We start from the raw sequence: 25643 nt of genomic DNA on the forward strand, positions 1-25643 counted from the left end.
GTTGCTGTTGGCCCGCGATTTCTGAACTGCTAGGCCTCGTAGTTGCCCTTGCCGTCTTCACGAAGTGTTGCTGTTGGCCCGCGATTTCTGAACTGCTAGGCCTAGCATGAAGCGCATTCGCATCACCGGCCCGTTGCTGTTGGCCCGCGATTTCTGAACTGCTAGGCCCGACCTGGCCGAGCGGACCGATGCGCGTGAGTTGCTGTTGGCCCGCGATTTCTGAACTGCTAGGCCCGACTTCGTCGAGCACGCGCGCGGCGTTCTGTTGCTGTTGGCCCGCGATTTCTGAACTGCTAGGCCCCAGAAGCCCTGGGCGCCGCGCATGGGAATGTTGCTGTTGGCCCGCGATTTCTGAACTGCTAGGCCCAGTGTCTTGGCGCCAACCTTGCGGACATAGTTGCTGTTGGCCCGCGATTTCTGAACTGCTAGGCCAGACGCCCCCAACGGCCTTGTTTACAGCCGGTTGCTGTTGGCCCGCGATTTCTGAACTGCTAGGCCCCTGGAGCTTCACTGCTGCACCTCGTCTTTGTTGCTGTTGGCCCGCGATTTCTGAACTGCTAGGCCACCGAGCCGGTTGGTGCCGATACCCAGGCTGTTGCTGTTGGCCCGCGATTTCTGAACTGCTAGGCCCTCAATTCGCCACCGCCTTGCAGGATGGCAGTTGCTGTTGGCCCGCGATTTCTGAACTGCTAGGCCCGATGGGCCGCACCATTTCCTCGATTGCCGGTTGCTGTTGGCCCGCGATTTCTGAACTGCTAGGCCAAGATCTACCGCGAAGTCTCGCGCGTGAAGGTTGCTGTTGGCCCGCGATTTCTGAACTGCTAGGCCTAGCGGGATTGAGAACGCACTCCGGCCAGGTTGCTGTTGGCCCGCGATTTCTGAACTGCTAGGCCTCCGCGCGCAAAGGCGCGTCACCTGTTCTGTTGCTGTTGGCCCGCGATTTCTGAACTGCTAGGCCAGACGCGGAACTCGCCCCAAGCCTTCGAATGTTGCTGTTGGCCCGCGATTTCTGAACTGCTAGGCCTGGCCGCCATGCGCTCCTGTTGCTGGGCCTGTTGCTGTTGGCCCGCGATTTCTGAACTGCTAGGCCTGCCCTGACTCTCGTCCGCGACCGCGACCAGTTGCTGTTGGCCCGCGATTTCTGAACTGCTAGGCCACCATCGTTGGTCATGATCATCGAGAGGGCGTTGCTGTTGGCCCGCGATTTCTGAACTGCTAGGCCCTCAATCCACAACGGAGAGCGAAAGCTTGAGTTGCTGTTGGCCCGCGATTTCTGAACTGCTAGGCCGCCGACGCCGGCGACGAAGCGGATCATCTCGTTGCTGTTGGCCCGCGATTTCTGAACTGCTAGGCCGGCTGGCGCGCGGCCTGTCGCTCCGGGATGTTGCTGTTGGCCCGCGATTTCTGAACTGCTAGGCCGACGTTGGTCGTGGTCGCAGCGCCTGCATTGTTGCTGTTGGCCCGCGATTTCTGAACTGCTAGGCCTTCAATCCGGCTGATTTTATCCATGATTGGTTGCTGTTGGCCCGCGATTTCTGAACTGCTAGGCCGGATGTGCCGCCAACCTGTTGTATGCCATCAGGAAAGTCTCACATCCGGCCCGGCAAAAACCGGCTGTCGGATCAGAATAGCGCCAGTTGATCAGGATTATTGCGCGGCCGTTTGCGGCGTTGGCTAGAGAAGCGGACGATATTTTCATACTGCTTGTCCGTAAAGGTGAGGACATGGATATCGCCCTTCTCCGGCAGGTTTCGTTCGATTCGTCTGAGATGCGAATCGTAACTCTCCCGGCCATTGCAGAACCGAGCATATACTGAAAACTGGCTCATCTCGAATCCCTGATCGAGGAGGAACTCGCGGAATTTGGTGGCTTCGCGCGCCTGCTCCTTGGTCGTAACGGGCAGGTCGAACATCACGAAAATCCACATTAATCTATAGCCGCTGAGATGCGTTCCATCGCTCATTCGGCCGCGAAAGGATCCAGCGGGCGGGTCAGTTTCATCCACCCTGCATGCGCCGGTGGGATAAACAGCACCAAATCGGATGCACTTGTTTCAAAACTGCGCGCCAGGGACTGGGCGAGGCGTTGCGCCGCAACCGAGACTGGTGACATTTCCTCTCCGATCCGCAGATCGAACGCGATCAGCTGGGCGAAGCGGCGCTTGATCGCGGGATCGAGCTTCTCGACGCCCTGGCCGATCAGCGACAGAACCAGCGCATCGACCAATGGACGGAATGGCTCCACCAGATCGTCGGCCAATGCGAAGGCATTGCCGCGGTTTGCGTGGAAGATCCCGATCGTCGGATGCAGCCCCGCAGCGACGACTGCCCGGGCCACCGTTGCCCGCATCACCGCATAGCCATAGTTGAGCAGGGCGTTGGCGCCGGGCGCATTACGATCGCGACGGAAGTCGGGACCCATCAGCGCTGGCCAGTAGCGCCGCGCCGCCTGCGCCTCGAGATTTTCGGGATCGCCGGAGCGCACCCGCCGGCCGAGCAGCGCGAATGCCCCGGCCTCGCGCGCGCCATGGAAATCCAGCAGCGCGCCTTGCATCGCGATCTTCGCCTTGACGATGCGCTGCCAAAGTTGCTTGGTAAGCGGCTTGCTCGCTTCCCATTGCGCCCGCATCCGCCCACCCTGGGCATGAAATCCTGCAATAGGCAGCGTGACGGCCACCGGGCTGTGGTGCGCGTTGCAGAACACGATGGGGCTACCGCGCTCGGCGAGGGCGGCGACGAGGTTACCGGTCCAGGTGCAACCATGCGCGTGGAGAATGATCGCGTGCACATCGTCCAGCGCGATACGCCCCACCTCATCGCGATCCTTCGACACGATCAGGAAGCCGCGGTGGGACGACAGATGCAGCCCCTCGGTGCCGATATCGACGATACGTTCCACTCGCCCTCCCGCGGCTGAGGCTAGGGGAGGGCGGCCACCGTGTCAGCGCGGGCCGGGGTCGAGAATGCGCCCTAATGGATCGACCCGGACTTGACGCGCCTTTATCTTCTTCAGCCCGCTCGCCGAGGAGAGGACATATTTGAACGGGTCAAGCTCGTTGGGAGACGCGTCCCGCGCTTTCAGCGGGCCAGCCTCGTTGTCCCGGGCCAAAGCGATCTGCCCATTACCTGAGAACTTCACCACCCGCACAATCTCCCGCAGTCCACCGTCGCGCTCGATCGCGAGCATGTCGTTTTGGCGTAGGCTCAGCACCTTCTTGGCGGCGGGATGCGGTCGGCGGTCGGCCTGGTCGGGCTGGTGCGCGTCGAACATAGAGACGATGTCAGACACCCATTTCCCATCGGGCAGCCGCCATACATCGAAGCGCGCATTGGAATCGCCCTTATAGGCCTTGTACACGCGCCCCTGGGCATCCTTGATCGGGATGACGCTCAGTGGTTCCCGCACGCGTAGCCGCCGGATGCCAGCAAACTGCGGATGGTTCTTGCGGAAGCGCTCGAGCGCCGCCTGGAAGTCGTTGCCCATTTTGCCCGCAGTCGCGTCGGCGAGCGCCTGGCGCAGCACGGGATCCTCGATCCGCTCCGGGTCTGCGATATCGGCGGGCTTGAGGCTGGCCAGCGGCACGCGGTGCACCACGATCGGGAGCCCCTTGGCCGAGGTTATGCCGGTCAGCCCATAGGCCGTGTCGTTGTGCAGCCGACCAGCGGTCATGCCGCGCCCCGGCGCGGGCTTGCCCTTGCGGCCGTGATCGGGCTTGTGGCTAACGGTCACGGCAAGCAGCCGCTCGCGCAGCTGCTCGCGAAAGCCGGGCCAGGGCGGCTCCAGCCCTTCGAAGAGCCGATCGAGATTCTTGTCCTCGGCCTGGCCCGCCGTCCGCGCGATCCGCTGCAACAGGCCGCGCGTCGTCACCGCGACCACCGCCGCGTCGATCGCATGGTGGCGGTGGTCCAGCCGGTTCTTCGGCGCATTGCTGTGCTTGTTCTCGACGATATTGTGGTCGAACAGGATATCGTTCAGCCCCCACAGCCGCCGCAGCATCGCGGTCATTCGGCCGGGAATGACATAGACGCTGCCTTCGTCCTTGGTCGCGTAGAGGCTGCCAAGATACTTGCCGGCAAGCCTCGACAGATATTGCGTGTCTGTCAGTTGCCGCGCCAGAAAGCCGCCGTCCTTTTCCGCGCGCGCCATCGCGTCGGGGCCGAAGCGCCACTGTTTGGATTTGTGCAGGCGCGCCACCTGCGCCGAAATCACCTCCCAGCGTTCCTCGTCATGGCCCCATTTTTCATAAGGGGTGCGATTGCCCTTGGCGCGGTTGCAGGATCGGTGCGCGACGACCTTGTTGCCGGCGCTGTCGTCAAGCGAGCGGGAATAGGGGATGATGTGGTCGACGTCCGCCTCCCCCGAAAACAGCATCCGCATCCCGATCGGGTCGCCGCAATAGGGGCAGCGGCGGTCGAGCGGATTGGCGGGATTGAGCTCCTCCCACAGGCGCAGCAGCATCCGGTTTGCGCCGGTATCGGGAAATCCTTCTGCGAGCAGCTTTTCGGACCGCTTCACCGCCGCAGCGGTATCGCGGCGGATGCGGCGGTTATGCTCCTCCTTGTCCTTTTCGTTGAGCTTCAGCTCGCGCGCCAGCTCGACGACAATCTGGTCGGGTCGGCCATGGACGGCGATGATCGCGTTCACCAGCTTCTCCAGCTGGCGCATGCCGATATGAACGGTGGGGTTGGTGATCTTGCCCCAGCGCTTCTCGGGCGGATCGTTCGGATTCTGCGTGCCCGGCGGAATCTCGCGGCTCAGCAGCTCGCCATAATAGGGGAGTTGCGGCAGGATCTCGCCGCTGCGGTGATCGGAATGATGCCAGCCGCAGCGGCGAACCGCCTCGTCATAGGTGATCACATCGGCCTGCAACTCGTCCAGAATGCGCGCCGTCGCCGTCGGGCCCAGCCGCCCATATCCCTCGGGCAGCGAAGTCTTCGCCGTGGTCGCCGCCTGCGCCTCGTCCAGCCCGCATTCCTGAGTCAGAAAGGCGTGGAGCGCATCGGGATCCTCCTCGTCCAGCAGCCGCTCGATTATCTCCCACTGCCGGTCGCGGTCGAAATGCTCCCACGCGGTGCCGAACCGCTTCTTGTCACCCAGCACCGCGCGGATCTCGTCACCCGCCAGTTGGGTCCGCGTCTCGCTCGCCTTGTTGAAGCTCTGTCCGGGCGCCAGTTTGATCTTGGTCGCCAGCGATGTGAACAGGATCGCCTTCTTGTGCGACAACTCGCGCACCAGCCGGTCGCGCTCGTCCAGCGTCAGCTTGCGATTGGCCTCGCCGGGCGTCGTCACCTCAAGCTGGTTGACCTCTTCGTATAGCCGGCGCTGCTGGAACAGCGGATGCGCCTTGGCCAGGCGGCGCTCGTCGGGCGCGAAGGTGCACAGCCCCACCTCCTGTTCCTTCAGCGGCCGCTGGAAGAACAGGATGCGGTGGAGCGCGGCGCGGGCGGCTTCGGTCAGCAGGGCAGGGTGATGCTTCGCCTGTTCCTCCCAGATGCGCTGGAACTCATATTCGACATGGCGGCGCTGCGGGTAGAAGTCATATTCCTGGTGCTCGCCGCCCATTCGCACGCGCTTCGTCTCGCGGCGATTGAGGAACTGGCCCAGCGTATCGGCACCTTCCTCGGCCATCGCCTGATCCAGCGCACGTGCCCCGCTGGCGATCTTCCCGTCCTCATTGTCGTTCGCCTTGCGCTCGGCCTTGCGGTTCGATTTGAAACCGCGCCGCTGGTTGAGGTGGAGCAGCGCGCGCCCGATCTCATGCGGCGTCAGTTTCTCATCGAGCGCCCGGGCGCGGAGAACATAGGGGTCGAGCGCCGCGATCAGCTTCGCCTCGTCCGTGTCCGCGGGCATCAGCCCATGCACCACCAAAGCGTCCAGGAATGCGGAGCGCCGCCCGATATAGCGGTCCCGCCGCCGCCGCGCCGACCGAGCCTCGCGCCGATCGACTGCGAGCGACGTTCCCGACTGCGGGTCGCGGCCATCGGAGAAGATGCGGACGCCGATATCGATAATCCGCGCATCGTCTTCGATCAGAGACCAGCCGATCGAATTCGTGCCAATATCAAGCCCCAGCCGCCGCATACTTTCGCCCCCCCCAACGCGCGACAGTGACTCGCGCGAGCCGCCCGTCTCAAATCCCCCATCTCCACGGTTCAAGTCAGTGGAAGTAACGTAACGCTAAGTGGATTGGTTGATTGGTCAATATTCTTTGTGGGAAGAAGCCGCCGGACAGTTCAAAATCGAACAGATTCCCTGACCGCCGATAGAACTCCGCTCCGCGAGGTTTTCGGAGATCATATTTTGAAAGACCCCGCGCCGACGTGTCGCGCCCTCAAACAAAAAAGGCGAGGCCGTAGCCTCGCCCTTATTTGGTGCAGTCAGACTGCTTGTTAACAGCCGGCCCGCGATTTCTGAATGGTCAGATTGCGCCCGGCACTGCCTCATGTCAACGCAGATTGCGCAGAGCTTCGCCAAAACGGTGCCATTGCCTCCTCCGCCGGGAGAAGGCGCCGTGACGGCATTTACGCGCGGCAGTCCCCGGCGCGAACCGGATAAGGGCAATCCGGGCGCGTCGGCCAGAATCGCGATTGGCGCGCCCGGCTGGATTCGAACCAGCGACCACAAGCTTAGAAGGCATGTGCTCTATCCAGCTGAGCTACGGGCGCGCGCCGCATCCCGTTAGCGCGGATTGCATGGGGTGCAAACTGCGATAAACTCGGCCGCACTTGGCGCGGGGGAAAGCGATGCCGGCTCAGGTTTCAGCGCATGAAGTGGCTGCGCGCCATTTCCGCTATTTCGATTTCGTGATGGCCGCCTTCGTTGCGATCATTCTGCTTTCCAACGTGGTGGGGGCGGGGAAGGTCGCGCAGGTCTGGCTGCCGGGGTTCGACGTCTGGTGGCCGTTCGGCGCGGGCATCCTGTTCTTCCCGCTCTCTTATGTGATCGGCGATGTGCTGACCGAGGTCTATGGTTATGCGGGCGCGCGGCGGGTGATCTGGGCGGGCACCGTCGCGGTATTGTTCATGGCGCTGATGTCGTGGGTGGTGGTGGCGCTTCCGCCCGCGCCGAGCTGGACCAATCAGGGCGCGTACGAGACGATCTTTGGACAGGTGCCGCGCATCGTGCTTGCGTCGGTCTGCGCGTTCTGGGCCGGCGAGTTCGTCAATTCCTATGTGCTCGCGCGGATGAAGGTCTGGACGCGGGGCAAGGCACTCTGGGCGCGCACGATCGGATCCACGATCGCGGGGCAGGGGGTGGACAGCCTGATCTTCTATCCGCTCGCCTTCTGGGGCGCGGCGGGCTGGACCAATGAACTCGTCATCACCGTGCTCCTCACCCAATGGCTGTTCAAGGTTTCGTGGGAGGTGATCCTGACGCCGGTCACCTATCTGGTGGTGGGTTTCCTCAAGCGCCGCGAGGGCGTGGACATCTTCGATAAGGATACTGATTTCACCCCGTTCACGGCCCAGGTCTGATGAGCCCGCTTCAATCGGCCAAATTCTGGCTGATCGATCATGTCCATCTCGCGAAGGATGCACTGCACATCTATGTCGGGCTGTTGCTGTTCTTCGGTGTCGCGCTGGCGTTCAGATGGCCGGTGCGGAGCTGGAAGCCACTGGCGGTGGTGCTCGCGGCGGCGCTGATCGGCGAGGCCTGGGATCTGCGTGACAGCGTGGCGTTCGATACGCCCATAAACCTCTGGGCGAATTGGCATGACGTGTGGAACACGATGTTCTGGCCCTGCGCGATCCTGCTGCTCGCGCGCTTCTCTCCGGCTTTTGGCCGCACCCCCAGCAATTGAACCGGTTGCACAGTAATCACTTGCGCGAATGTGAAGGTGTGCGCAGTCTTGTCTGACCTTACGGGAGGCAGGCATGGCGGCGACCGAGGCGACGTTCCCCGGATCGGGCGGGCTCAACATCTTCTACCGGGCATGGCGGCCAGAAGGCCCGCCGCGCGCCGTGGTGGTGATCTGCCACGGCGTCAATTCGCATGGCGGGCAGTATCTCTGGGCGGCCGAGCGGCTGGCGGAGCAGGGTTTCGCTGTGTTCGCGCTCGACCTGCGGGGCAGGGGCCGCTCGGACGGGCGGCGCTTCTATGTCGAGGATGCCGCCGATTATGCCGGGGACGTCGCGGGCACGATTGCGATCGCCAAGGCGACATATCCGGGGATCAAGCTCTTCCTGCTCGGCCATAGCGCGGGCGGCGTGACGGGCTCGCTCTATGTGCTCGATCACCAGCACGAGATTGACGGGTTCATCTGCGAGAGCTTCGCATTTCAGGTGCCTGCGCCCGCCTTCGCGCTGGCGATCATCAAGTTCCTGGGGAAGGTCGTGCCCAGGCTCGGCGTGCTCAAGCTCCATAACAAGGATTTCTCGCGCGATCCGGCCTGGGTCGCGGCGCTGGATGCCGATCCATATACGCAGAATGAGAAGCAGCCCGCAGCGACCGTCGCCGCGCTGCTATATGCTGCGGACCGGATGCGCGTGGATTTTCCCACGATCACCATCCCGCTGCTGATCCTCCACGGCACCGAAGACAAGGCGACGATGCCCGCAGGCAGCAAGTTCTTCTACGAAACCGCCGGATCGGCGGACAAGACGCTCAAGCTCTATGAGGGCCATTACCACGATCTGCTCGCCGATTACGGCAAGGAAAGCGTGATGGCGGATATCGGGGTGTGGCTCGCGGCTCGCGTATAGGAGAGCGGCGGACGGGCGCGCGGCATCGGCCGACAAAACCATATAGGTTTGTTCGGCAATGGAGTCCGAGGCCGGAATCGAACCGGCTCTTCACGGGTTTGCAAGCCGCTGCGTTCCCATTTCGCCACTCGGACCCGGGCCGGGCCAAGCCGCTGCCCTCAGGGGTGGCCGGCGGGATTTGCACCCGCTAGCACCGGAATCACAAACCGGCCGCGCACTATATTGCGTTCGGCCACACCTGAAGGCAGCAGAAAAGCTCGGAAAAATCGGGATTTCATGAGGCTGTGGCTTGCCGGCTTGAACCGCGTGCCTGACTTTATGACCGCACCCGTCAGACGGGCGCAGCCTAGCTATCCGTCAATGTCGGTGGGTAGCGGGTCGCGGACGCGAACAGAGAGGGATTGCGGTCATGATGCTCGCTCTCTAGCAGAGAATTATCCCCGTGGGAAGCCTATTTGGATAAAAATATCCGTGACGCGGCTGCGGCGGCAAATGAGACTCCCTGTCTGGAGCCGAGCGGACGCGATTGAGAGGTCCGGCTGAGCGGGCTTGCCGATCTGGGGAATAGAAGGTCCGGGGGCGAATCGCTGGCGGAATCGGCTTGTTCCGCTCAGGCGATCGCTTCGAGGAGCCCTTCGAACAGGCGGCGTCCGTCCGTGCCGCCATGCGCCGCTTCGATGCGACGTTCCGGGTGCGGCATCATGCCCAGCACGTTGCCGCTCTTGTTGAGTAGGCCCGCGATCCTGCGCGCGGAGCCATTGACGTCGGTGGCGTAGCGGAAGGCGACGCGTCCTTCGCCTTCGATCTCGTCGAGCGTCGCTGCGTCGGCAAAATAATTGCCGTCATGGTGCGCGACCGGAATCGTGATGCCTTCCCCGGCAGCATAGGCCGATGTGAAGATCGACTGCGAAGTCTCGACCGTGAGCGGCACATCGCGGCATACGAAGTTCAGCCCGGCGTTGCGCATCAGCGCGCCCGGCAGCAGCCCGGTTTCGGTGAGCACCTGGAAACCGTTGCAGATGCCGAGCACCGGCACCCCGCGTCCTGCCGCTTCGACCACCGCGCGCACCACGGGGGAGCGCGCAGCAATCGCGCCGCAACGCAGATAATCGCCATAGGAAAAGCCGCCGGGAAGCGCGATCAGGCCCAGGCCGGCGGGCAGTTCGCTTTCGCCATGCCACACCATTTCGGGTTTGCGGCCGGTCACGCTTTCCAGTGCGACTGCGATGTCGCGATCGCAGTTCGAGCCAGGGAAGACGATGACCGCGGTCTTCACTGCTTTTCGATCCGGTAATTCTCGATCACTGTGTTGGCGAGCAGCTTGCGGCACATCTCGTCGATCGCGGCGTCGCTGGTCGACTCCGCGACCTCCAGCTCGAAGATCTTGCCCGCGCGAACGTCGTCGACGCCCTCGAATCCTAGCCCGCCCAGGGCATGCTGGATGGCCTTGCCCTGTGGGTCGAGCACGCCGTTCTTTAGGGTGACGATGATGCGCAGCTTCATGGCCGCGCCCTATGGCGTGCCGGGCCGAGTCTCGCAACGTGAAATCTGCCCGCGCCCGGAAAGAGAGCGGCATGCGCGCTAGAAATAACGCGCCACCGCGAATTTGAAGCGCAGCCGGTCGTTGGCGAAATAGGGCAGGGTGGAATCGATCCGCGAATAGGAAGCGCTCACCTGGGGCGAGAAGCCCCAGAGCCGGATCGAACGATTGCCCAGCGTCGCTCGCGCCGAATAGCGCCAGTCCTTGCGGGAGTCGTTGGAGAAGATCGTCATCGGCATGTCATAGACCGCCCGGCTAGCCGTGCCGCTGATCCCGAAGGTGATGCCATGCGGCAGCTCTCCGCCGAACCCCGCGATCACGCCCAGTTCCTTGCTCGAATAGACTTTCGCGACCAGCGCATCGCGCCGCGCGAACACGCCTGCGGAGGCGACGAGGCTCTTGCTCACTGCGCGCTCATAGGTGGCGTACAGGCCGGTCTGCCAACCGTCATAGTTGCCGTCGAAGCGCGCGTCGGTCTTGCGCGTATCAAGCTGCACGCCGATCTGCTGAGTGTTGCTGAGACGCATCTGGAAGCCGATCTTGATGCCGAACTGGCTGGTGACCAGCCGCCCGCCATACCAGCGCCGCGCGGTCAACGCCTGGAGCGATACGCTGGTGCCTTCCGATATCCGGTATTCGGCCCCGGCTGCCGCCTGGGTCTGCACGTCGTCGAAAGCTGTTCCGGCATAATTGCTGCCGCTGCCGTCCACATCGATCAGTGCCGAAAAGCGCTCCGCAACCGGCAGGCGCAGCCCGCCCGAAACCGAGGCGGTCTGCCCGGTGCCCGATCGCGCCTTTGCCTGCGCATCCAGCGTCAGCGGTAACTGCCAGCCGCCGAAATTGATGCTCACCTGATCCACCGAGGTGGCGTTGTTGATGTTGCTGTCCGGCGCGATGCCGAAATCCAGATCGAGCCGCCATGCGCGCCGCGCGCGAATCACGTCGCGCACCGCGCGGATCGTGCGCGCCACGTCCTCGGGCAGGTCGTCGGTCTGCTCGGCCAGACGAAACTGCTTGTCGGCGCTCTGATATTTGCCGAGCGCCAGCATCTCGCGGCCCAGCTCCAGCCGCACGCGGGTCTGCGAGGGGTCTTCGGCAAGGATCGCCATGTAGAATTCGGCTGCTGCCGCGTGCTGGCCCTGCGCCGCTGCCAGCTGCCCGCTCAGGTAGCGGGTTTCGAGCTTGTACGCGGGGACCGTCGCGAGCGCGGCAAGCATCGGCCGCGCCTCATCGAAGCGCTTGGCCTCGATCAGCTTGGCCGTCTCGCCCAGGAGCTGATCCGGGGTCAGCCGGGCCTTGCAGGTCTCTGCCCGGCACTGGTCGAGCAGGGATCCGTTGGACAGGGATTGCGCGCCAGCCGCTGCCGGCGCCAGCAGCGCCGCCCACAGGGCAAACGCCGCGAGGAAGCGCATTACGGCTTCTTGCCGGTGTAGGCGCCGAGGATGTCGATCCGCTCATCGGGCGTGCCGCCGACGATGCGCCAGCCGCCGCCGATCTCCTGGCCGTTGGGCCCGAAGAATGCGCCGTCGAAGCTCGAGCCCGCGATCAGCAGCGTGAAGCTGCCCAGGCCGGGCCGGGTGAAGGTCGCGGTGGTGAAGCGGCCGGTGAAGCCGCCCGTGTTGACCAGATCGATCGTGCCGATCGCATTCGCCGAGAATACCGAGCCGGTCGGCAGCGAATGCACGCGGCTGGTATAGGCGTCATAGGTCGGTGCCAGCATCGTGCCGGTGAAGGTGGAGGCGACCGCCAGCGTTGCGAAGTTGATGTCGGTGCTGTGCGTGCCCTGCATCCATTGGAGGTAGGTAGGGGCGCTGGGATCGGTGTCGAGATTGGGGTTGAACGCGACCGATGCGATCATCTCGCCGGTATAGGTGCCGGAGCCGGTCTTGGGCACGGCGGTGTTGTTGGTCCGCTCGCCGAACACGAATGCCGCGCGGTCCAGGCTGTAATTCTCGCGCAGGCGCGGCGTGACCGATCCTGTCGGCGTCTCCTCGGCGGCGCTGATCGTGTTGCGCACGAAACCGGCATAGGTGACGTATTTCGTGGTGGTGCCGGGCTTCTGGTAGAAGAATGTCTGGTTGGTCGAGGTGTAGCCGTCCGCACCCACCGCATAGGTCGATCCTGCGGCGCCATAGCCCGATGTATAATAGGCGCTGGCGGGGGATAGCAGCGAACCGCTGCCGCTGCCTGCCTCCAGATACTGGATCTGCCGCGCCGAATCGAAATTGGGAACGCCCGGCTGCGGCTGGATCGCGCCGCCAAAGTCCGTGCGGTGCGCGGGGTCCTGGAAGCGGAAGGCCGCGACGTTCACCATGCCCTTCGGCCGGGTGATCGTCAGCTCGAAGATCGCGTCGCGGGGATTATAGGTCAGGCTGATGCCGCTATCGCGCGCCGTGTTTGCGTCGCCCGCGTAAAGCTGTCCGGCTTGTCCTGCGCCGTCAGACAGCGTGGAATATTGATAATGCTGGACCGCCCCGAGACCTTCATAGGTCTTGCTCTCGGTGGGGCTGACGAAGCTGTGCGTAGGGGTGGGCGTGCCCACCGGGGCTGCGGCGCTGCCGACGGTCTGCGGGCGAGTGTCGCCGCCACAGGCGGCCAGCGTGACCGCGCCCGAAAGGGCAACCAGGTTGCGGAACGAACGCATCGAAAATCCCCCTGAGAGTTCCGATGCAGGGGTAAGCAGATGTGGTTAAGAAGCTGTTTATGCCCAAAGCGTAAAAAGGGATGACCCGGGCGCAACTATAGCGCCTGGCCATGTTATTCGCGGCTCGGATGCCGCTTTACTGCCTTTTCATCCGATGGCGCGGGAGTGTTACTTCCCGCGCTTCTTCCGGTGCGTTTCCAGATCGAGAACCGCAGAATCCTCACCCTCGGGCAGCAGGCCAAGGCGGCGCGCCACTTCCTGATAGGCTTCGACCTCGCCGCCAAGATCGCGGCGGAACCGGTCCTTGTCGAGCTTCTCGTTGGTGGTCATGTCCCACAGGCGGCAGCCATCGGGGCTGATTTCGTCGGCCAGGATGATGCGCGGATAATCATTATCCCAGATCCGCCCGAATTCGAGCTTGAAGTCGACCAGGCGGATGCCGATTCCCGCGAAAAGACCGGCCAGGAAGTCGTTCACGCGGATCGCCATGTCGGCCATGTCGTGCAGTTCTTCCTGCGCGGCCCAGCCGAAAGCGAGGATATGCTCGTCGGTGACCATCGGATCGCCGAGCGCATCGTCCTTGTAATAATATTCGATGATCGTGCGGGGTAGGGGCGTGCCCTCTTCTATCCCCAGCCGCTTGGCGAGCGATCCGGCCACGACATTACGCACCACCACTTCAATGGGCACGATCTCAACCTGACGAATAAGTTGTTCGCGCATGTTGAGACGGCGTATGAAGTGTGTGGGTACCCCGATATTGCCGAGCAGCGTAAAGACATGCTCGGAGATCCGGTTGTTCAGCACGCCCTTGCCGCTGATCGTGCCCTTTTTCTGGGCGTTGAACGCGGTCGCGTCGTCCTTGAAATATTGGATGAGCGTGCCCGGCTCCGGGCCCTCATAGAGGATCTTCGCCTTGCCCTCGTAGATCTGCCGGCGGCGTGCCATTTGAGTCCCCTGAAATACATGGCCCCGGCGCCGCGGAGGACCGCGTCTGCGCCGGGGCCGTGGAATGGCCGGGCCTATATCGGAAGGGCCGCCGCCACGCAATCAGGGTTAGGCGGGTGTCCTTTCGCCCTTTCGGCGGAGCCAGCGGACCAGCATCCCCAGCGGGAAGACGAGCAGCACCCACGGCAGCAGGTAGATCGCCAGCGTGAAGACGGCGCGCAGCCCGATCAGGAAGGTGGCGGCAGATGCCTGGGTGGCATCGCCGAGTTGCGCGCCGACGCTGCCTGCATTGGCCGAAGGCGCGATGGCCAGGTATCGAATGTCGAATTCGGACATTGCAACGCGGCCCTGCTGCGTTTTCAGCCAGGCGTGGGCCTGCTCAAGGTCCTCCTGCGCGGCGGTGACGCTCCGTTCGGCCTCGACCAGCTCGCTTACGCTGCCTTTGCGGGTGCGCAACACGGCGGTGAGCCGCGCCACGAGCAATTCGCGCTGCTTGATCCGTGCCTGTGTGTCGACGATCGATTTGGAAACGTCCTCGCCCTCCACCTTCGTATCGGTGGAACGGCCGCCTGCATCTTCGATAACCTTGGAAAGCTCGCTGGAAAAGGCGCGGGCCTCGCTGCTGACGACGCGCAGCTTGAGAGAGCCGGCCCCGGTCTGATCGGTACCCGTGCCGCGCTCCAATGACAGGATCTGGCAGCGCGCGGCGCCCATATCCTCGCACAGGCCGCGGTGCCGGTCCTGCGTGCTGGCGAGCTTGTCCTCGGGAATGAGGAAGCCGAGCGACCAAGCGTAGGCCAGTTGTGGCACGCTTCCTGCGACGGTGTCCGCCTTTGCGCCGTCGTCTGCGGTGGCGGCGGTTCCGACGGATTCGCTGGCGGTGCTGTCCTTGTCTGCAGAGCAGGCGCTCAGGCTAAAGGTGGCGACAGAAAGGGCAATTAAGGCGCGGATGGCATTATCTCCCGTAGTCCGGGAGATAATGCCATCACAACGCTATGACTTAATCAAGACACAATCGCGCCACATTTACGGTGAAATTGTGGCAAGGCTGGTCCCGACCGCTAATCTTCGTCCCGATCGAACCAGCGTTGCATCAGCGTGCGCTTGTCGCGAGCGGGGGGCGGAGGCGCGTGATAATCGCCATCGCCGTGCTGATAGGCGGCGGGCTCGGCGTCACCATTGCCAACCGGGCGACCATGGATGATCCAGCGCAGGATAAGCACCACCACCAGCATCAGCAGCAGCCACGGTCCCACGCCCGCGAGGATCACCACCAGTTGCGCCAGTGAGTTGTTCAGCGTCTGTCCCGCATTGCGGAAATTGGCGCTGGATGATCCGAGACCGGTAAGCGCGTTGCTCGATTCATAGGTGAGCAGCAAAGGCGCTGTCGCCAGGGTCTGACCCTGGCTTGCTTCGCTCTCCGCGATTTCCGCCAGCGCCGCAGTGATCCGCTGCGCGCGTGCTGCCCCTTCGGGCGTGCGCAGGCCCTGTGCGTTGCTCAGCCGCTCGCGCAGGCGGTTGACCACCGCCGTGCTGCGCGCCTGGGTGGTCGCGTCGGAACCCTTGATTTCCGTGTCGATCAGCACGCCGTCCGAACCGGTGACGTTGTTGGTGACGGCGTCGCCAAAATTGCGAGCGATCGAGGGGTCAATGCGGATCGTCAGCACCGCGCGGGTATGGTTCGAATCATCCACCCGGTAGCGCATCGACAGGATACGGCAGCGCGCCGGCCCCAGCCGGTCGCACGCATCCGCGTTCGACTGGAGCACGCCCTTCACCCGGTTGCCGGGCAGGCGATAGGCATAGCGATAATCAAATCCCGTGCCGGTAGAGGCAAAGGCTTCCGCATCCGCCGCAGTGGCGAATTCCGATTTGTCCTTGGCTGCGGAGGGTTTCGCCGTCCCATTGTCGCAACCCGCGAGCAGCGCCAGCGCCGCCAAAGCCCATACGACTCGCATCGAGTCCTCCCTGTTGGTTGACAGGGAAGTAACCGGTTTTTGGGCGGCGCCCAACTGGATGCCACGAGCGAGCGTTCCGTTTCGGGAAGCACATCCCTCCGCGCCCTTCCCGAGGCGCAAAAGGTTGAGCCGGGTCAGCGGCGCGAGTGCTTCCAGGGGGCGTCAAACTGGATCTCGGTAAGCCGCTTGAATCCATAAGACAGCTTTTGAATCAGCGTTGCGACAGAATCGCTCAGATGATGATGGGCGTCGGCCCAGTTATGGCTGTCAAAATCGCGTCCCATTTCTGATCTCCTCAATTTTCAGACGCATCGGAGATGGTCGTTTCGCAGCCGGAGCGCCAACAAATCGTTGGACGCAATCGACAAGTACGGCTTATGCTAGGTAATGCGCCGCATGCCCCCTCTTTCCGCCGTTCGCGTTTTTGAGGCTGCCGCGCGTCACGGCAATTTCACCCGCGCTGCCGAAGAACTGGGCATGACCCAGGCTGCGGTCAGCTATCAGGTGAAGCTGCTCGAGGAGCGGCTGGGCGCCAGCCTGTTTCGCCGCGAGGGACGCGGCGTGGTGCTGACCGACGCTGGCGCGCGCGCGGCACCGCAGGTTAGCCGCGCTTTCGATGCGATCGATCAGGCTTTTGCCAGGGTGCGCGCCGATGAAGAGGGTCTGCTCGTCATTTCCACCTCGAATACGTTTGCCAACGCCTGGCTCGCCTGGCGGTTGGGCAGCTTCCAGATGGCGCATCCGGAGATGGCGGTGCGGCTCGATACCAGCGACACGATCGCCGATCTGGAGAGCGGCGAGATCGATTGCGCGATCCGTGCGGGCCGCGGGGGCTGGCCCGGCCTGGCCGCAGAAAAGCTGCTCGAGGTTGATTTTACGCCCATGGTCAGCCCGGCTTTCCTCGCGCGTCATGGCGATATGCAGCCCTCCGATCTGCTCCACCTGCCGCTGATCAGCCCGCACGACGCCTGGTGGACGGCGTGGCTGCGGGAAGCCGGCGTCGATGTGCCGGATGGTCCGCCGCGCCCCGGAGTCCGTCTCGACAGTCAGGCGCATGAGGGACACGCCGCCATGGCGGGGCAAGGCGTCGCGATTCTCACGCCCTTTTTCTGGCGAAACGATCTGGCGGAGGGTCGCCTCGCGATGCCGTTCGATCAGGTTACGACGCGGGGCTATGCCTATTGGTTTGTCGCGCCGGAGAGCCGCCGAAACGTGCCCAAGATCAAGCGCTTCCGCGAATGGTTGATCGAGGAGATGGTCCGAGAGAGCCCGGTGCCGGTATTGGGCTGATGTTTTGCGGGCGGACGCGTCCTGCCTCTACCTATCCCCATAATTTCCCGGCTCCGGATTGGCTTGGCCGCTATGGCTTTGCTATCGCGGCGCTCTCATGACTCTTGATACCGAAATCACCGATCCCGGCAGCCCCATCGACGGCCCCACCGACGTCCCGTTCGATAGCGCGCTTTCGGAGCGCTACCTCGTCTATGCGATGTCGACGATCACGGCGCGTTCGCTGCCGGATGTCCGTGATGGGATGAAGCCCGTGCACCGCCGCTTGCTCTGGGCAATGCGGCTGCTCAAGCTCGATCCGGCGAGTGGCTACAAGAAATGCGCCCGCGTCGTCGGCGATGTAATTGGTAAGTACCATCCGCATGGTGACCAGTCGGTCTATGATGCGATGGTCCGCCTAGCCCAGACCTTTGCACTGCGTTACCCGCTCGTCGACGGGCAGGGGAATTTCGGCAATATCGATGGCGATAACGCCGCGGCGTATCGCTATACCGAAGCCCGGCTGACCCAGGTCGCGATCGATCTGATGGACGGGCTCGACGAGAATGCGACCGATTTCCGCGCCACCTATAACGGCGAGGACGAGGAGCCGGAGCTGTTTCCCGGCCTGTTCCCCAATCTGCTCGCCAATGGTGCGTCTGGCATCGCGGTGGGCATGGCGACCAGCATTCCGCCGCACAATGCCGCCGAACTGATCAACGCCGCCGTCGCGCTGATCGACAATCCCCAGGCCGACGTGCTGCAGCATGTGACCGGCCCCGATTTCCCGACCGGCGGCGTGGTTGTCGACAGCCCGGCGGCGATCGCAGAGGCCTATAATACCGGGCGCGGCAGCTTTCGCGTGCGCGCGCGCATCGAGAAGGTGGTCGAAAAGGGCGGGGGCTGGCACCTCGTCGTCTCCGAAATCCCCTACGGCGTGCAGAAGGGCAAGCTGATCGAGGGCATTGCCGAGCTGATCAACGAGAAGAAGCTGCCCATCCTGGGCGATGTACGCGACGAATCCGCCGAGGATATCAGGGTTGTGCTTGAGCCGCGCAGCCGCACGGTCAGCGCCGAGGATCTGATCCACAGCCTGTATCGCCTCTCGGACCTTGAAGTCCGCGTGCCGCTCAACCTCAACGTTCTCGATGCGCAGCACACGCCGCGGGTGATGAGCCTCCACGAAGCGCTCAGCCAGTGGCTCCAGCACCAGTTCATCGTCTTGCAGCGCAAATCGCAGCATCGGCTCGACAAGATCGCCGACAGGCTCGAACTGGTCGCGGGCTATATCATCGCCTTCCTCAATCTCGATCGCGTCATCGAGATCATCCGGACCGAGGATGAGCCGAAACAGGTGATGATGGCCGAATTCCAGCTCACCGACCGCCAGGCCGAGGCGATCCTCAACATGCGCCTGCGCTCGCTGCGCAAGCTGGAGGAGATGGAGCTGAAGCGCGAACAGGAGGCGCTGGAGAAGGAAAAGGCCGAGCTGGAGCAGTTGCTCTCCTCGGACGCGCGCCAGCGCACGCGGATGAAGCGCGACCTGGGCAGGATGCTCGTCCGCTATGGCCTTGATACGCCGCTCGGCAAGCGTCGCACCACGGTCGAGGAAGCGGCACCCGCTCGTGAAATTCCGCTGGAAGCGATGATCGAGCGCGAGCCGATCACCGTCATCCTGTCACAGCGCGGCTGGGTTCGCGCTATGAAAGGCCATGTCGAGACGGGGAGTGGCGAGGCGCTGAAATTCAAGGAAGGCGATGGTCCTTTCCTCGCTTTTCATGCGCACACGACCGACAAATTGCTGCTCGCGGCGGACAATGGCCGGTTCTACACGCTGGCGGCGGACAAGCTTCCCGGCGGACGCGGCTTTGGTGAGCCGGTGCGGCTGATGATCGATCTGGATGGCGATCGCCAGATCGTGACGCTGCGCAGGGCCGCGGCATCGCAGCGCCTGCTGGTTGCTGCCAGCGACGGGCGCGGCTTCGTTGTCAAGGCAGAGGACGTCCTCGCAGAAACTCGCAAGGGAAAGCAGGTCGTGAACCCCCGCGCAGGCGCGCATCTGAAGGTCGTGCGCGGCATCGCCGACGACGAAGACATGGTCGCGGCGATCGGCGACAATCGCAAGCTGGTGGTGTTTCCGCTCTCCGAAGTTGCCGAGCTGGCGCGCGGGCAGGGCGTCCAGCTCCAGCGCTACCGCGACGGCGGCCTGTCGGACGCAACCACCTTCAAGATGGCCGAGGGGCTTAGCTGGGCGATGGGCGGGGAGACCGGCCGGATGCGCACCGAAACGGATCTTTCGGGATGGCGCGCGGCGCGCGGCGCCGCGGGGCGGATGCCGCCCACCGGTTTCCCGCGCGACAACCGCTTCTGAACGCTGCGCTAATTCCTGGATACTTCAGAGCGATTTAACCATTTCGGGTTTAGCGCTGGCGGGATGGCGTTCCGTAGAGCCAAGCCTGTGCCCGTGCCAACGACCGAGCGTGCCCCGCCGGTGCTGGATCCGCGCGCCTTCGGGCCGACTTCGGCAGGCATGGTACTCGATATGCTGCCGATCCCGGCCGCGATCGTCGCGCTCGCTGAGGAAAGCCTCCATTTCGAAGGTATCAACAAGCCATTCCGCATGGCTGGCCTGGGTGCCATCGCTTCGGAATCGCCGGTCATCCGCCTACTTGGCGATCGCATCCGCCGCTTCGTCGAATCGGAAGAGACCAGCGAGGAATTTCCGTGGCGTTTCGGCAGCGAGGTCGATAGCCGCCATTTCCGCGTGAAGCTGGCCCGCCGCAGCTTCAACAGCGAAAAACTGAAATGCATGGTCAGCCTGGTCGACCAGACCTCCGAGCTGCGTACCGAACAGAGCCTGCGCCGCGAAATGGCGACCGACAGCCTCACCGGCCTGCCCAACCGGACCGGCTTTTCCGACGAGCTCGAAGACACGATCACGCCAGAAAATTGCGGCGGCCATGCCGTCATGGTGATCGATCTGGCGCGCTTCGGACGCGTCAATGCGTGCATGGGCGGGCTTGCCGGAGATGAGCTGCTGATCTCGGTGGCGCGCCGGATCAAGGGTGCGCTGCGCGGCCGCGATGTGCTCGCCCGGCTGGGCGGAGACGAATTCGGCGTTCTGCTGACGCTTGATGACGGGCCGCAGGACGCGCTGCACGTCGCCAAGCGTATCGAAGCGGCGCTCACCAATCCCTTCCGCCTCTCCGATTTCGAGATTCGCGTCGAATGTTCGATCGGCATCGCGATGGGTTCGGACAATGACGGCGATCCCGAGGATCTGATCCGCAACGCCCAGTTCGCGGTGAAGCGGTCGAAAAAGACCAGCCGCGCGGAAGTCTATCAGACCCATGCCTTCGATATCGCCCGCGAGCAGTTCAGCATCGAAACCGAGCTGCGCCGCGCGATCGAGAATGGCCAGATGGCGCTTTATTACCAGCCCATCTGCGACCTCAACACCGGCAAGATCACGTCGTTCGAGGCGCTTGCACGCTGGACCAATGAGGAGGGCGTGACGCTCTCCCCCAACGATTTCATCCCGGTAGCCGAGGAATCGGGCCTGATCGTCCCGCTCGGGCGCTGGGCGATGGACGAAGCGGCGAAGACGATCGCGGCATGGGATCGTGGCGCCGGCGGCGATTGCGGCGCGCGGGTCGCGGTAAACCTTTCCGCGATCCAGCTTCACCGCGACAATATCCCCGACATGGTCAAGCGAGCGCTCGATACCTATGGCGTGCCGGGCACCCGGCTCACGCTGGAATTGACCGAAAGCGCCATCGTCACCGATCCGGATCGCGTCGCGCGGGTCATGACCGCGCTCAAGGGCCTGGGCGCCACGCTGGCGATGGACGATTTTGGCACCGGCTATTCGAACCTCGCCTTCCTGCAGAAGCTTCCGATCGACGTGCTCAAGATCGATCGCAGCTTTGTCTCGGGCATGCTCGCCGATCGTGACAAGATCGCCATCGTTCGCGCGATCCTATCGCTCGCGCAGGCGCTGGGCATGAAGACCACGGCAGAGGGCATCGAGACCAATGAGCTGGCGCAGACGCTGGCCGCTTTGGGCTGCAGCTATGGCCAGGGCTTCCTCTATTCGCGCGCGCTAGCCCGCGACGACGCTTATTCGCTGCTGATCGAGCGCAACGGGCCGCCCGCGATTTCATCGGCGATCTGATCGACGCGCGCCGCGTCCGGAAACCCTTCCGCGATCCAGCGATCCTCCACCTGCCGTAGCAGCCGCGCGACCTCTGGCCCCGCCTTGATTCCCCGCGCCAGGATAGCACCGCCCGACAGCGGAAAGCGCGGCGCTTCCCAGCTTGCGGCGGTCACGGCATCGCGCACCGAATAGTCCGACAATAATATGCGATCGATCGCGCTTTCCTGTCCCGCGCGGTAAACCAGCGCCCTGGTGTCTCCCTCTGGCGGAATCACCGCGGCCGACAGGCGGCGGCGCTGGAGGTTGGAAAGCTTGAAGCGCGCGCCAACGGCCTCGACGTCTTCGGAAGGGACCAGCGCGGCAAGGCGGCGAATCGGATCCGGTGCGATGCCCGCTTCTTCCTCGCGCGCCGCAACATAAGCCAGCCGATCGGCGGAGCGCACTGCGAGGACGGGCGCGAACATGCGATGTTCGAGCATCAGCCGCACGACCCGAACCGCATCCTTCGCCACCAGCAGCTTGAGCAATTCGTCGCGAATCCGCTCGCGGCTCAGCGCCATCAGGTCGTTGGCGCGATCCGAGCAGGCTTTGAGCGCGGCGCCATCGGGTTCGTCGCCGAATCGGGCAAGGAAGCGGAAGAAGCGCAGGATGCGCAGGTGATCCTCCGCGATCCGCTGATAGGGATCGCCGATGAAGCGCACATGCCGCGCTTCCAGATCGGCAAGCCCGCCGAAATAATCGGTGATCTCGCCCGTCGCCGGATCGGCATAGAGCGCGTTCATGGTGAAATCGCGCCGCGCCGCATCCTCGCGCCAGTCGTCGGTGAAGGAAACGGTCGCGCGACGGCCATCGGTGGAGACGTCGCGGCGAAGTGTCGTCACCTCTACCGGCCCGCTCTCGATCACGGCGGTCACCGTCCCGTGCGCGATTCCCGTCGGCACGGCGGTGATCCCGGCTTCCTTCAGATATTGGACCACCGTCTCCGGCGCGAGCGAGGTAGCGAGATCGACGTCCGATACCGGGATGCCGAGCAGCGTATCGCGCACGCAGCCGCCAACGAATCGCACATCGCCCAGCACGCGGACCAGCCCGTCCAGCCCTGCACGGTGCCGCCACTCCGCATCGGGGAGAATCATGCCGTCCATTGCAGCCGCCGTGAGAGATTGACGATCATCGCCGCAGTCGCCCCCCAGATACGGCGCTCGCCCCACATGATCTCATAATATCGGCGCTCCCGGCCCAGATACTCGACCGTGTTGTGCCGGTGATTGGCGGCGTCGAGCAGGAAGGAGAGGGGCACTTCGAAGACGCTGGCCACTTCCGCTTCGGCGGGGACCAGCACAAGCCCCGGCGGCACGACGCCCAGCACGGGGGTGACGTCATAGCCGGTGATGGTGCGGTAACGCTCTGCCAGGCCGATCACGTCCACGGCCGCGCGGGGCAGGGCGATCTCCTCCTCGGCCTCACGCAGCGCCGCAGCGACCGGGCCGTCATCTTCGGGATCGATTCGCCCGCCTGGAAACGCGACCTGGCCAGGATGCCGGCGAAGCGCTTCGTTTCGCTGGGTCAGGATCACGCCGGGGTCGGCGCTGTCCGTCACGGCGACGAGCACTGCGGCGGGGTGGCCCGAGATGCCAGGATCGAAATCGAAATGATCGCCCGGCAGCATCGCCGCTTCGTGCGGCGATTCAAGCGCGGCGCGCAGCCGGTCGGCGAGAGTCACTTGGCCGGCTCCAGCGCGAAGAACGCGCCGTCGCTCCATACGCCCGCCGGATCGCTGCCGTTGGCCAGCGCGATCTGGGCGAGTTCGTAATAGACCGGACGTGCGACCAAAGCTTCCAGCCCGCCGCGCACATGGAGATAGGGGCGGGGGCCCTCCGCAGTCTCTTCGAATCGCAGCGCGCGTTCCGGCCCGGCGGTCACCAGATCGCCGGTGTTCAGGCGGAAGGCGAGCTTCATTGATTCGCCCGCGCCCTCGGCCTTCATCTCCACCGCCTGGAACGGCGCATCTTCCACCTCGATGTCGAGCTTTTCGACCGGCGTGACCAGCACGAACCGGCCATCGGCCTCTCGGCGCAATATGGTCGAGAACAGCCGCACCATCGCGGCGCGTCCGATCGGCGAGCCTGCGTGAAACCAGGTTCCGTCGCGGGCGATCCGCATGTCGCTATGGCCGCAATGCTCCGGATTCCAGCTATCGACCGGCGGCAGGCGGCTTTCCTCCGCGAGCCGCGCAATCTCTGCGAGCGAGAGGCTGCCGAAATCGGGAGGCGGCGCGGAAGACATTCCTGTTCCGTTAGGCGAGCGCGCCCCCGCCCTCAAGCCGCCTGGCGGATTCGCGGGCCCAGCATGCCGGCGCAATCTGGCACATTGCATCCGCGCGCGAGCAGGCGGCGCGGCTCGAATGGGCCGGGCAGGCGCCAGCGGCCGGTCCGCTCAGCCGTGAAGCCGAAGAAACGCTCATAATATTCCGGGTCGCCGATCAGCATCAGCGCATCGCAGCCGGGCGTCCGGCAATCGGGCACGGCCGCCAGCATCCGCTCCATCAGCGCGCGGCCAATGCCCTCCTGCTGCCATTCGGGCTCGACCGCGACCGGGCCGACCATGTTGAGCGGGATCGCGCCGCCTTCGTCGCATAGCAGCGACACGGGCCAGCACTGGATCGTGCCCGCCAGTGCGCCATCCTCGCGCACCGCGGCGAAGCTCAGCTCGGCGATCGGATCGGTGCCGCCGCGGATGCGATATGCGGTACGCGCACGTCGATCGGTCCCGAAAGCGCGGTCGAGCAGCGACTCGACGGCCTGGGGGTCGATCTGGGCGAGCGGCACCATCTTGATCACTACATGCATATCCTTTGTCCGGGGGCGCGGCCTTAGACCTCTCCCGCAGTGAAGCAAGGATGAATGTCTGCCCGGCAGGCTTTCGCGCGCTGCCCCTTCTGCTATGGGGCCGCGCAACAATTTCCCCGAAAGGCCCGCTTTGTCCGATCTCCTCCAGCTTCAGGTGCATGATCTCGAAGTCGATGTGCTGACCGGAATCTATTCGGAAGAGACGCATCTCCCGCAGCCGCTGCGAATTTCGATGAATGTCGATATCGACATGCCCGAGCGTTTCGCGCCGGATACGCCGCTCAGCGCCTCGAAAAGCTATATCGACCTGAAGGAAGCCGCCACCGCGCTGCCCGAGGGGGTCCATTTCAAGCTGATCGAGGCGGTGGCCGACTATATCTGCGACACGCTGTTCGTCTCGGACAAGCGGGTCCGCCGCGTCGAGATAAAGATCGTCAAGCTCGCCATCGCGGAGCGCGGCGAATCGATCGGCGTCACGCTGGTGCGCAACCGCCGCTAGAATCGCCTCGCTGCTGCAAACCAGGCCTCAGGCACACGGCCCCAGCGCGCGAAGGACCATCGCATAATCCTCCGCGGCGATGCGCGCATTCTCGGGATCGTCCGATTCGAACGCTTCCGGGCGCAGCGTGCGGGGCAGGCCGCATGCGAGCCGGTACCAAAGCAGCGTGTTTGGCGCGGGCGGACCGGCCGAATCGTCGACAATGTCCCCTAATGATACACTCCAGCGCGGCGCTTCGCCCGGCCGGCGGACCACCTGAAGCGATACCGGCGCATTGCTCTCGGTCGTCAGGAATATCTGCGTCTCGCCTTCGCCGGGGAGCGCGCCCGGCACGTGGAAGGCGTTGCCCACGCCCGTGATCCCCGGCGGCGCATCGGCGGCCACCGCCTCGCGCGTGATCGTGCGGACCAGTGCGTCGCTTTCCGGCAAGTAATTGCGCTGGCTATTGATTCCGGTGAGCTGAATCTGGTCCGTCCGCCCCGGCACCGGCTTCGCGAACAGCAGCACGCGCTGTTTCTTGAGCTTGGGGACCTTGCCGCGAGAATCGAGCGGCACATCGGCCACATAAGCGACCTGCACCGGCATCGCATTATTGCCGCGAATCAGCGCGAGCACGTCTGCGACGATATAAAGACGGGCATGGCCGGCGGCGACGCCAATCGCCTGATCGGGCTCCAATTTGGTGGCCTGACGGATGCGCGCATCGAGGATCAATGGCGCGCGCACGACCTGCCCCGCGAGCACGGCGTAACTCGGCCCGGAATGGACCAATGTGGCCGGATTCTGCGGGTTTTGGGCGAAAGCGGGCGCAGCGGCGGAAACCGCCATCGCGCAACAAAGCGCAACATTTCTGATACGGATCATGCCTAGTCCGATACCCGATCGCGCATGGGGTTTACAGAAATAATTCCATCGCGGCACGGAACCAGTGCTGAATGTCTGACAAAGCGTTTGCGTACCCCGGGACACCGCGATAGAGGTCGCGCTCTGCCGAAAGGACGCAACAGCGCGGCAGGCGGACTTGTGCGCGGGAAACCGTGGCAGGAGGATCGCAGTCAGATTATAGGAGTGACGTTC

The 25643-nt window shown here is 64.0% G+C and carries 23 protein-coding genes, 2 tRNA genes and 1 CRISPR repeat array; of the genes, 7 read left to right on the forward strand and 18 right to left on the reverse strand.

Features of this window, described 5'->3' with window-relative positions; all coding sequences use genetic code 11:
• A CRISPR array of direct repeats spans positions 1-1550; the repeat unit is 36 nt; unit sequence GTTGCTGTTGGCCCGCGATTTCTGAACTGCTAGGCC.
• A 72-nt stretch (positions 1551-1622) separates the two neighbouring features.
• The 4 genes from cas2 to SSO01S_RS01790 all read right to left on the reverse strand — a co-directional run bounded on the left by cas2 (position 1623) and on the right by SSO01S_RS01790 (position 6666).
• Positions 1623-1964 carry a CRISPR-associated endonuclease Cas2 gene (gene cas2 / locus SSO01S_RS01775; protein ID WP_218000321.1) on the reverse strand — a complete coding sequence of 114 codons (342 nt, stop codon included), beginning with the start codon at positions 1962-1964 and terminating at the stop codon, positions 1623-1625.
• The gene (gene cas1, locus SSO01S_RS01780) at positions 1961-2899 is read right to left on the reverse strand and encodes a type II CRISPR-associated endonuclease Cas1 (protein WP_066794299.1); all 939 of its coding nucleotides are present in this window, start codon (positions 2897-2899) and stop codon (positions 1961-1963) included. Before cas1 ends, cas2 begins: the two co-directional genes overlap by 4 nt.
• Before the next feature lie 42 nt (positions 2900-2941).
• Complete coding sequence (gene cas9 / locus SSO01S_RS01785) at positions 2942-6082, reverse strand: type II CRISPR RNA-guided endonuclease Cas9 (protein WP_066794301.1); 3141 nt, start codon at positions 6080-6082, stop codon at positions 2942-2944.
• Positions 6083-6589: 507 nt separating this feature from the next.
• Positions 6590-6666 (reverse strand) — tRNA-Arg (locus SSO01S_RS01790).
• A 78-nt stretch (positions 6667-6744) separates the two neighbouring features.
• Here SSO01S_RS01790 and SSO01S_RS01795 point away from each other — a divergent pair.
• The 3 genes from SSO01S_RS01795 to SSO01S_RS01805 all read left to right on the forward strand — a co-directional run bounded on the left by SSO01S_RS01795 (position 6745) and on the right by SSO01S_RS01805 (position 8703).
• Positions 6745-7476 (forward strand): queuosine precursor transporter, encoded by a 732-nt coding sequence (locus tag SSO01S_RS01795; RefSeq protein ID WP_066794304.1) that lies wholly within the window; start codon positions 6745-6747, stop codon positions 7474-7476.
• Entirely contained in the window at positions 7476-7802 is a 327-nt protein-coding gene (locus SSO01S_RS01800; RefSeq protein ID WP_066794309.1) for a hypothetical protein, read from the forward strand. Before SSO01S_RS01795 ends, SSO01S_RS01800 begins: the two co-directional genes overlap by 1 nt.
• Before the next feature lie 73 nt (positions 7803-7875).
• Positions 7876-8703: an alpha/beta hydrolase gene (locus SSO01S_RS01805; RefSeq protein WP_066794311.1), complete on the forward strand. Its 828-nt coding sequence runs from the start codon at positions 7876-7878 to the stop codon at positions 8701-8703.
• A 59-nt stretch (positions 8704-8762) separates the two neighbouring features.
• On the opposite strand, the gene SSO01S_RS01810 is transcribed toward SSO01S_RS01805, so the two are convergent.
• The 9 genes from SSO01S_RS01810 to SSO01S_RS17430 all read right to left on the reverse strand — a co-directional run bounded on the left by SSO01S_RS01810 (position 8763) and on the right by SSO01S_RS17430 (position 16077).
• Positions 8763-8837, reverse strand: a tRNA-Cys gene (locus SSO01S_RS01810).
• A gap of 476 nt (positions 8838-9313) precedes the next feature.
• Positions 9314-9979: a phosphoribosylformylglycinamidine synthase subunit PurQ gene (gene purQ, locus SSO01S_RS01815; RefSeq protein ID WP_066794313.1), complete on the reverse strand. Its 666-nt coding sequence runs from the start codon at positions 9977-9979 to the stop codon at positions 9314-9316.
• Entirely contained in the window at positions 9976-10206 is a 231-nt protein-coding gene (purS, locus tag SSO01S_RS01820) for a phosphoribosylformylglycinamidine synthase subunit PurS (RefSeq protein WP_066794316.1), read from the reverse strand. Before purS ends, purQ begins: the two co-directional genes overlap by 4 nt.
• A gap of 78 nt (positions 10207-10284) precedes the next feature.
• The gene (locus SSO01S_RS01825; RefSeq protein ID WP_066794320.1) at positions 10285-11655 is read right to left on the reverse strand and encodes a surface lipoprotein assembly modifier; all 1371 of its coding nucleotides are present in this window, start codon (positions 11653-11655) and stop codon (positions 10285-10287) included.
• Complete coding sequence (locus tag SSO01S_RS01830; RefSeq protein WP_066794323.1) at positions 11655-12887, reverse strand: HupA family protein; 1233 nt, start codon at positions 12885-12887, stop codon at positions 11655-11657. Before SSO01S_RS01830 ends, SSO01S_RS01825 begins: the two co-directional genes overlap by 1 nt.
• 168 nt (positions 12888-13055) lie before the next feature.
• Positions 13056-13835, reverse strand: coding sequence for a phosphoribosylaminoimidazolesuccinocarboxamide synthase (gene purC, locus SSO01S_RS01835; RefSeq protein ID WP_066794326.1), 780 nt, complete (start codon positions 13833-13835; stop codon positions 13056-13058).
• 108 nt (positions 13836-13943) lie between these two features.
• A complete protein-coding gene (locus SSO01S_RS01840) occupies positions 13944-14645 on the reverse strand; it encodes a DUF4349 domain-containing protein (RefSeq protein ID WP_169798299.1) in 702 nt (233 codons plus the stop codon).
• 251 nt (positions 14646-14896) lie between these two features.
• Positions 14897-15793 carry a DUF4349 domain-containing protein gene (locus SSO01S_RS01845; RefSeq protein ID WP_157073589.1) on the reverse strand — a complete coding sequence of 299 codons (897 nt, stop codon included), beginning with the start codon at positions 15791-15793 and terminating at the stop codon, positions 14897-14899.
• A gap of 134 nt (positions 15794-15927) precedes the next feature.
• Positions 15928-16077, reverse strand: a complete 150-nt coding sequence (locus SSO01S_RS17430) for a hypothetical protein (RefSeq protein WP_157073590.1) — start codon at positions 16075-16077, stop codon at positions 15928-15930.
• A gap of 112 nt (positions 16078-16189) precedes the next feature.
• Between SSO01S_RS17430 and gcvA the strand changes: the two genes are divergently transcribed.
• From gcvA to SSO01S_RS01860, 3 genes are all read left to right on the forward strand, one after another.
• Complete coding sequence (gene gcvA / locus SSO01S_RS01850) at positions 16190-17083, forward strand: transcriptional regulator GcvA (RefSeq protein WP_369404235.1); 894 nt, start codon at positions 16190-16192, stop codon at positions 17081-17083.
• Positions 17084-17180: 97 nt separating this feature from the next.
• A complete protein-coding gene (gene parC, locus SSO01S_RS01855) occupies positions 17181-19433 on the forward strand; it encodes a DNA topoisomerase IV subunit A (protein WP_066794337.1) in 2253 nt (750 codons plus the stop codon).
• Positions 19434-19592: 159 nt separating this feature from the next.
• Positions 19593-21236, forward strand: coding sequence for a putative bifunctional diguanylate cyclase/phosphodiesterase (locus tag SSO01S_RS01860; protein ID WP_066795140.1), 1644 nt, complete (start codon positions 19593-19595; stop codon positions 21234-21236).
• On the opposite strand, the gene SSO01S_RS01865 is transcribed toward SSO01S_RS01860, so the two are convergent.
• The 4 genes from SSO01S_RS01865 to SSO01S_RS01880 are packed head-to-tail and all read right to left on the reverse strand — an operon-like array spanning position 21182 to position 24058.
• Positions 21182-22363 (reverse strand): CCA tRNA nucleotidyltransferase, encoded by a 1182-nt coding sequence (locus SSO01S_RS01865; protein WP_066794339.1) that lies wholly within the window; start codon positions 22361-22363, stop codon positions 21182-21184. The genes SSO01S_RS01860 and SSO01S_RS01865 overlap by 55 nt on opposite strands.
• Positions 22351-22941 carry a CoA pyrophosphatase gene (locus tag SSO01S_RS01870; protein WP_066794342.1) on the reverse strand — a complete coding sequence of 197 codons (591 nt, stop codon included), beginning with the start codon at positions 22939-22941 and terminating at the stop codon, positions 22351-22353. The genes SSO01S_RS01865 and SSO01S_RS01870 overlap by 13 nt, the downstream gene beginning before the upstream one ends.
• Positions 22938-23504 (reverse strand): DUF1285 domain-containing protein, encoded by a 567-nt coding sequence (locus tag SSO01S_RS01875; protein ID WP_066794345.1) that lies wholly within the window; start codon positions 23502-23504, stop codon positions 22938-22940. The genes SSO01S_RS01870 and SSO01S_RS01875 overlap by 4 nt, the downstream gene beginning before the upstream one ends.
• A gap of 32 nt (positions 23505-23536) precedes the next feature.
• On the reverse strand, positions 23537-24058 hold the full coding sequence (locus SSO01S_RS01880) for a GNAT family N-acetyltransferase (protein WP_066794349.1): 522 nt from the start codon (positions 24056-24058) through the stop codon (positions 23537-23539).
• Between the two features lie 139 nt (positions 24059-24197).
• Here SSO01S_RS01880 and SSO01S_RS01885 point away from each other — a divergent pair, with 139 nt between their 5' ends.
• Positions 24198-24566 carry a dihydroneopterin aldolase gene (locus SSO01S_RS01885; protein ID WP_066795143.1) on the forward strand — a complete coding sequence of 123 codons (369 nt, stop codon included), beginning with the start codon at positions 24198-24200 and terminating at the stop codon, positions 24564-24566.
• A gap of 27 nt (positions 24567-24593) precedes the next feature.
• Here the strand turns inward: SSO01S_RS01885 and SSO01S_RS01890 are convergent, their stop codons facing one another.
• Positions 24594-25430, reverse strand: a complete 837-nt coding sequence (locus SSO01S_RS01890; RefSeq protein ID WP_245646548.1) for a hypothetical protein — start codon at positions 25428-25430, stop codon at positions 24594-24596.
• Positions 25431-25643: the final 213 nt, after the last annotated feature.

The organism is Sphingomonas soli NBRC 100801 (assembly GCF_001591025.1).
GTDB lineage: Bacteria > Pseudomonadota > Alphaproteobacteria > Sphingomonadales > Sphingomonadaceae > Sphingomonas > Sphingomonas soli.